Consider the following 6,681-nt stretch of genomic DNA (forward strand, 5'->3'; position numbering starts at 1 on the left):
CTTGAAGCTGACCCATCTCTGTAGCAAGTGTTGGTTGGTAACCAACGGCTGAAGGCATACGTCCTAGTAGGGCTGATACCTCAGAACCTGCTTGTGTGAAACGGAAGATGTTATCAACGAACAGAAGTACATCCTGACCATCGCGATCACGGAAGTGTTCTGCCATTGTCAAACCAGAAAGAGCTACACGCATACGCGCACCAGGTGGCTCATTCATTTGACCAAATACCATGGCAGTCTTCTTGATAACGCCAGAATCAGTCATCTCGTGGTAAAGGTCATTTCCTTCACGAGTACGCTCACCTACACCAGCGAACACAGAGATACCGCCGTGCTCTTGAGCGATGTTGTTAATAAGTTCTTGGATAAGAACTGTTTTACCTACACCGGCACCACCGAATAGACCGATTTTACCACCTTTGATGTAAGGTGCTAATAAGTCTACTACTTTAATTCCTGTTTCTAGAATTTCAGTAGATGTTGAAAGCTCTTCAAATTTAGGAGCTTGACGGTGGATCGGGTCACGCTTCACATCTGCAGCAACTGGCTCATCTAAGTCAATTGCTTCTCCTAATACGTTGAATACACGACCAAGTGTCGCTTCTCCAACTGGAACAGTGATTGGTGTGCCTGTATCAAATGCCTCTGTACCACGTACAAGGCCGTCTGTTGAACCCATTGCAACGGTACGAACTGAATCATCACCAAGGTGCAATGCAACTTCAAGTGTAACTGTAACATCAACCGCATTTTTGTCAGAACCTTTTTGTTCTACTTTTAATGCGTTGTTGATTTTAGGTAATTGTCCGCTCTTGAACTTTACGTCAACAACCGGACCCATTACTTGAGTAATGTGACCTGTATTCATAGTTATTCCGTCCCTCCTAATGGCTCTTAGCCAATTTTTTCAGGGTATTTGTATGGTTGATAAAATCTATTCTAGTGCTGCTGCACCGCCGACAATTTCCGTAATTTCCTGGGTAATCGCCGCTTGACGCGCACGGTTAAACTTAAGCGTAAGCTCATCAATTAGAGCAGATGCGTTATCAGTTGCCGCACTCATCGCTGTCATACGCGCACCGAATTCACTCGCCTTAGCATCAAGTAATGATCCAAAGATTAAGCTCTCCGCATATTGTGGTAGGAGCTTCTCAAGGATAGCTTGCTCATCTGRCTCGTACTCATAAGAAGCACTTGCTGTTGTAGCAGCTTTCTCATCACCGATATTTGTAAGCGGTAGGAGCTTCATTTCCGTTACATCTTGTGTGATTGGACTTACGAAGTGGTTGTACCAAACATACAACTCATCAAAAATACCATCAGCAAACATTTCAACAGATGTACGCGCAATGTTTTTAATGTCATTGAATTCCGGTTGATCCGGTAAGCCGACTACTTCCTGAATAATAGGAAGGCCACGCTTTTTAAATAAATCACGTCCGATACGTCCCATGATGATAATTCCGTACTCATCAGGAGATTTATGACGTGCTTTGATCGTGTTTAATAGAGAACGAACTAAGCTAGCGTTGTAACCACCAGCTAACCCTTTATCAGACGTAATCACAATGTATCCTGTCTTTTTAACAGGACGTTCTTCTAGCATTGGATGCGAGATCTCTGTGCCTGAAGATGCGATTGCCGCTACTACTTCACGAATCTTTTCTGTATAAGGTTGGAAAGATTGCGCGTTGTTTTGAGCACGGTTTAGCTTAGCAGCTGAAACCATTTGCATCGCTTTTGTGATTTGTTTCGTCTTTTTGGTAGACGTAATTCGTCCCTGAATATCACGTAATGAAGCCATTCGATTCACCACCTTTTCGCAAAAACTGGTTCGTGAGGTGTTTGGTTAGAACGAAAGGAGATTCACAAGTCACACTCTCTCTAGAAAAGGTTTATTGGAACCTACCTTCCGTCCACTTACCAACCACTAGCCTTACTTACTTGCACTAAAGCCCTTCTTGAACTCATCAATTGCTGCTTTAAATTCGCTATCTTCAGGAAGGTTTCCAGTTGTGCGAATATGATCAAGTAGATCTTGCTTGTTGTGGTCTAAGAACGTGAAGAGCTCAGACTCAAAACGTAGCACGTCTTCAACTGGGATATCATCCATGAAGCCTTTTGTAAGAGCATAGATGATTGCAACTTGCTTCTCAACTGGTAGTGGGTTATGAAGATCTTGCTTAAGAACTTCAACTGTACGTTGACCACGGTTTAATTTCGCTTGAGTTGCTTTATCAAGGTCAGATCCAAACTGAGCAAATGCTTCTAGCTCACGGTACGCTGCAAGGTCAAGACGTAGTGTACCTGAAACTTTCTTCATCGCTTTAATCTGTGCAGATCCCCCTACACGTGATACCGATAAACCGGCATTAACGGCTGGGCGAATACCTGAATAGAATAAATCAGATTGAAGGAAGATTTGTCCGTCTGTGATTGAGATAACGTTTGTTGGGATATAAGCTGATACGTCACCAGCTTGCGTTTCGATGAAAGGTAGTGCAGTGATTGAACCGCCACCTTTAGCATCACTAAGCTTCGCTGCACGCTCAAGTAAACGAGAGTGTAGGTAGAATACATCCCCTGGGAATGCCTCACGACCTGGAGGACGACGAAGTAATAGAGAAAGTTCACGGTATGCAGAAGCTTGTTTTGTAAGATCATCATAGATCACAAGAACGTGCTTGCCGTTATACATGAATTCTTCACCCATTGTTACGCCTGCATATGGTGCTAAGAATAGCATTGGTGCTGGGTCAGATGCACTTGCAGATACAACGATTGTGTAATCAAGTGCTCCACGTTGACGAAGTGTTTCAACAACTCCTGCAACCGTAGAATCCTTTTGACCGATTGCGACATAGATACAAATCATATCTTCGTCTTTTTGGTTTAAAATCGTATCGATTGCGATTGCCGTTTTACCCGTTTGACGGTCACCGATGATTAACTCACGTTGACCACGACCAATAGGAATCATTGTATCAATTGATTTAATACCCGTTTGAAGTGGCTCATGTACCGATTTACGATCCATAACACCAGGTGCTGGGCTTTCAATTGGACGAGATTTAGTCGTTGCGATTGGGCCAAGACCATCAATTGGTTGACCAAGCGGGTTCACAACGCGACCTAATATTTCTTCTCCAACTGGAACTTCCATAATACGACCAGTACGTTTCACTTCGTCACCTTCACGAATGTCTGTGTATGGTCCTAGAATGATAATCCCGATGTTGTTCTCCTCAAGGTTCTGAGCCATCCCCATTACCCCGTTTGAGAATTCAAGAAGCTCACCAGCCATGACATTCTCTAAGCCATGAGCAAGCGCGATACCATCACCAACACGGATAACCGTACCTACATCTTGAACTTGAACATCAGACTGAAAGCTTTCAATCTGTTGCTTTATAAGAGAGCTAATTTCCTCTGGTTTGATGCTCATATCATTCACCCCTATCTTCTACTAACGTGTACCGGCAATAAGCTGACGCTCTAAGCGATCTAGCTGTGATTTTACACTGCCGTCATAAATGCGGTCTCCGATACGAATCTTGAGTCCGCCAATAAGGTCTTTATTTACCACATTTGTCACAAGAAGTTTTGCCTTGTTTACTTTTTTGCCGAAGATYTCTGCGATTTGCGCTTGTTCTTCACCAGTTAGTGGTTTTGCAGAGTATACGATTGCTTCAGCCATGTTTTGTGCTTCATAAGACATGCCTTTAAATGAATTAATCATATCCACAAGACTATCAATACGTTTGTTTTCTACTAATAGATGTAACGTGTGAAGGCTTGTTTCGCTTAACGACCCTTTGAAGCTTGTTTCAATGAACGCACGCTTCTTATCTGCCGTCACTTTCGGGTGCCCAAGAAATTGTAAGAATTCAGGAGTTGAGTTAACTACTTCCTTTACAAGCTCCATTTCTTGTGCAACTTCATTTAGAATCCCTTTTTCTTCTGCAAGCTGAAWAAGGGCATATGCGTAACGATTTGCTACTGCTTGGTTGCTCATAGCTCCTCGCCTACCTCTTTAAGATACTCTTGTACAAGCTTTTCTTGTTCTTTTGCATCAAGTTCTTTTTCAATCACTTTCGTTGCAATTAACACAGATAGACTCGCAACTTGCTCACGAAGGGCAGTAACTGCTTGTTCCTTCTCGCGTTGGATCTCAGCTACAGCTGATTCCTTAATACGCTCCGCATCGTCACGTGCTGCTTTTACGATATCTTGACCTTGTTGCTCACTAAGTTTTTTCGCATTTTGAATAATTTCATTAGCTTCTGTACGTGCGCGCTCAAGCTCTGCGCGTTGTTCAGCGATAAATGCTTCAGATTCTTTACGGTTCTTCTCTGCAGTATCAATTTGATCATTGATGATCTGCTCACGCTTTTCCATGATTCCCATAAGTGGCTTAAGGGCAAACTTACTAAGGAAGAATAAAAGCGTTGAGAATGCGATAAGTTGATAAATGGCTGATCCCCAGTTAATATTATCGAAACCCACGTGGATTCACTCCTTTCTTGGACGTGAAAAATAATAACTAAAAACGTATTTCGGCATCCTTATAAATGGATGATTGTGGCTAATCTGTTAGTCGTACATAAGGAATGGCGCAGGTTCAAACAGAACACTGTCGCCATTTTTATGCACAATGAAAATACTGTTCGTGCGTATCTTATTATGAGAATAGTAATAAGAAAGAGATAACGATCGCGATAATCGGCACGGCCTCAGCAAGAGGAACCCCGATAAACATTAGAGTTTGAAGTGTACCACGAAGTTCTGGTTGACGCGTTACGCCCTCAAGTGTTGCTTTTACGATAATTGCTACTGCGATTGATCCACCAACCGCTGCTAAACCTGCTGCAATTGCAGCGCCTAATAATGACATGATAAATTTCCTCCCTATTGTATACTTAATAGTTTTTATTTAATTGCCTTGTCCAACCTAAAAGCATTTAAGCTAGCCTGTCCAAAGCGTTGTTCCAAAATTAGTGACTTTCTACTTTGTGTGCCATGTAAACCATCGCTAGCATGGCAAAAATGTACGCTTGGATCGCACCGATAAACATACCAAATGCTTGCCACACAATCAGCGGCAAGAATGCCCCAAACATTCCAAGTAAACCTGATGTCCCTAAACCTACAAGTAAAATCATTAGGATTTCTTTTGCATATACGTTACCAAATAGACGCATACCAAGAGTTAACGTGTTAGCAAACTCCTCAATAATTTTAAATGGTAATAAGAATGGTACAGGACGGATATAATCTTTCATGTATTCGCCAACTCCGCGAATCTTAATCCCATAATAGTGAGTCAGCCCTACGACTAACACCGCCATTGTCAAGGTTAAGACTGGATCAGATGTTGGTGATTTCCACCATACTTCGTGTGTATTCGGGTTGTATAGCTCAAATGGTAACCCGAGCATGTTTGCAACGAACACATAAAATAGTAAGGTGAAGGCGAGTGCAATGAATTGTCCACCGACCTTCCAGCCCATGTTCGCTTTAACGATTCCACGGACGAAATCAATTGCCCACTCTAGAAAGTTTTGCATTCCAGAAGGACGCATAGCGAGACGCCTTGTTCCGATAAAACAGATCAAGAACACAATCAGACACGCCACTGTGGTCATTAGCACCGTGGACATGTTGAAGCTCAGCCCCATAAACTCTCGTATAGGCGCTACATGATCATTCATATTGAGTTCACCTCTTTCTCACAAATTGAACTAGCATATCAAGGATAATAATGACATAGATCAGGGCAAGCCCTGCAATGACTGAAATAACATCTAACTTATCTGGATAGATAAGGGCCAAATAAACCGCAGAAATCGTCAGAATAATGCGAATTCCAAAACCGAACCCTGCAAGGATAAATGGAAGAAATGATTGTTTTCTTCTTCTGTCGGCAACCATTCCAACGACTTGTGCCTTGCGATAGGTTGTCCAAAGATTAAGAAAACTAACGGAAAGACCTAAAAGTAGGCCGAGGAATTGCTCACTGAACGGGGTGACGAGGTAACCTATGAGAAACAAGACCAGTAAAATACTAGTAATGATCGTTTGTTGTCTCATTTTTCCTTCTAGTGAAGTCATATTACTCATCGTCTCCTAAGAACGGTTCAATTGTCTTCATTACGCCATAAAAACCTACGCCCAAACCAATGAGGATAGATACTATGAGGAAAACTGGTTTTCCACCAAATTGATTCCCAAGCCATAACCCGGTAAACACACCTGCAACTACTCCTCCTACGACATAGGATGAGATGATTGAAACAAGCGCCATCGCGCGCCATGGGTTGCGTTTTCCAGTAGACATGAACACCGCTCCCCTCAAGCTTTTCCAGAGCTTTTTGAACCTTTTCACTTTTCGTATGTAAACCTTATCATCATATCCTTTGTAATCGTACAATAGCCCAAAGTATGTGTCAATGTGTTTTCCGACTAAAAAAAAAGAGATTTGTCGATATCTTCCTTTGTTCACACTTCTGTCATATTCCACATTTTTAGAGGGTTTTATACATGTTTGAGTAAGAAAATGGCACAAGTATTTTAGTAATGGATAGGAAGGGGTTTACGCGGATATTTGTAGAAAATGTAAGAAAATGTCGTTTGTCGTCCGACTCCCCTCCCCACTAAAAAAAGAAGAGCGCACGCACTCTT

The 6,681-nt window shown here is 42.3% G+C and carries 9 protein-coding genes; all 9 read right to left on the reverse strand.

The genetic code is table 11. The features are described from left to right. On the reverse strand, positions 1–868 hold an 868-nt coding region (gene atpD / locus AB685_RS24815; protein ID WP_047973263.1), incomplete at its 3' end, for a F0F1 ATP synthase subunit beta. Between the two features lie 66 nt (positions 869–934). Further along, positions 935–1,804 carry an ATP synthase F1 subunit gamma gene (gene atpG / locus AB685_RS24820; RefSeq protein WP_047973264.1) on the reverse strand — a complete coding sequence of 290 codons (870 nt, stop codon included), beginning with the start codon at positions 1,802–1,804 and terminating at the stop codon, positions 935–937. 132 nt (positions 1,805–1,936) lie between these two features. Continuing rightward, the gene (atpA, locus tag AB685_RS24825; RefSeq protein WP_047973265.1) at positions 1,937–3,445 is read right to left on the reverse strand and encodes a F0F1 ATP synthase subunit alpha; all 1,509 of its coding nucleotides are present in this window, start codon (positions 3,443–3,445) and stop codon (positions 1,937–1,939) included. A 21-nt stretch (positions 3,446–3,466) separates the two neighbouring features. Further along, positions 3,467–4,015 carry a F0F1 ATP synthase subunit delta gene (locus AB685_RS24830; RefSeq protein ID WP_047973266.1) on the reverse strand — a complete coding sequence of 183 codons (549 nt, stop codon included), beginning with the start codon at positions 4,013–4,015 and terminating at the stop codon, positions 3,467–3,469. Further along, a complete protein-coding gene (gene atpF, locus AB685_RS24835; RefSeq protein ID WP_047973267.1) occupies positions 4,012–4,506 on the reverse strand; it encodes a F0F1 ATP synthase subunit B in 495 nt (164 codons plus the stop codon). The genes AB685_RS24830 and atpF overlap by 4 nt, the downstream gene beginning before the upstream one ends. Before the next feature lie 175 nt (positions 4,507–4,681). Continuing rightward, a complete protein-coding gene (gene atpE / locus AB685_RS24840; RefSeq protein WP_022629366.1) occupies positions 4,682–4,894 on the reverse strand; it encodes a F0F1 ATP synthase subunit C in 213 nt (70 codons plus the stop codon). Positions 4,895–4,994: 100 nt separating this feature from the next. Beyond that, positions 4,995–5,711, reverse strand: coding sequence for a F0F1 ATP synthase subunit A (atpB, locus tag AB685_RS24845; RefSeq protein WP_047973268.1), 717 nt, complete (start codon positions 5,709–5,711; stop codon positions 4,995–4,997). 7 nt (positions 5,712–5,718) lie between these two features. Further along, positions 5,719–6,120 carry an ATP synthase subunit I gene (locus tag AB685_RS24850; protein ID WP_241773378.1) on the reverse strand — a complete coding sequence of 134 codons (402 nt, stop codon included), beginning with the start codon at positions 6,118–6,120 and terminating at the stop codon, positions 5,719–5,721. Further along, positions 6,113–6,337, reverse strand: a complete 225-nt coding sequence (locus tag AB685_RS24855; protein WP_047973270.1) for an AtpZ/AtpI family protein — start codon at positions 6,335–6,337, stop codon at positions 6,113–6,115. The genes AB685_RS24850 and AB685_RS24855 overlap by 8 nt, the downstream gene beginning before the upstream one ends. Positions 6,338–6,681: the final 344 nt, after the last annotated feature.

Source organism: Bacillus sp. LL01, from assembly GCF_001037965.1.

What these genes read in the sequence shown, in the direction of transcription:
- atpA (WP_047973265.1), bottom strand. Translation starts at nt 3,445, where the DNA reads ATGAGCATCAAACCAGAGGAAATTAGCTCTCTTATAAAGCAACAGATT.
- atpE (WP_022629366.1), bottom strand. Translation starts at nt 4,894, where the DNA reads ATGTCATTATTAGGCGCTGCAATTGCAGCAGGTTTAGCAGCGGTTGGT.
- atpB (WP_047973268.1), bottom strand. Translation starts at nt 5,711, where the DNA reads ATGAATGATCATGTAGCGCCTATACGAGAGTTTATGGGGCTGAGCTTC.
- AB685_RS24850 (WP_241773378.1), bottom strand. Translation starts at nt 6,120, where the DNA reads ATGAGTAATATGACTTCACTAGAAGGAAAAATGAGACAACAAACGATC.
- AB685_RS24855 (WP_047973270.1), bottom strand. Translation starts at nt 6,337, where the DNA reads ATGTCTACTGGAAAACGCAACCCATGGCGCGCGATGGCGCTTGTTTCA.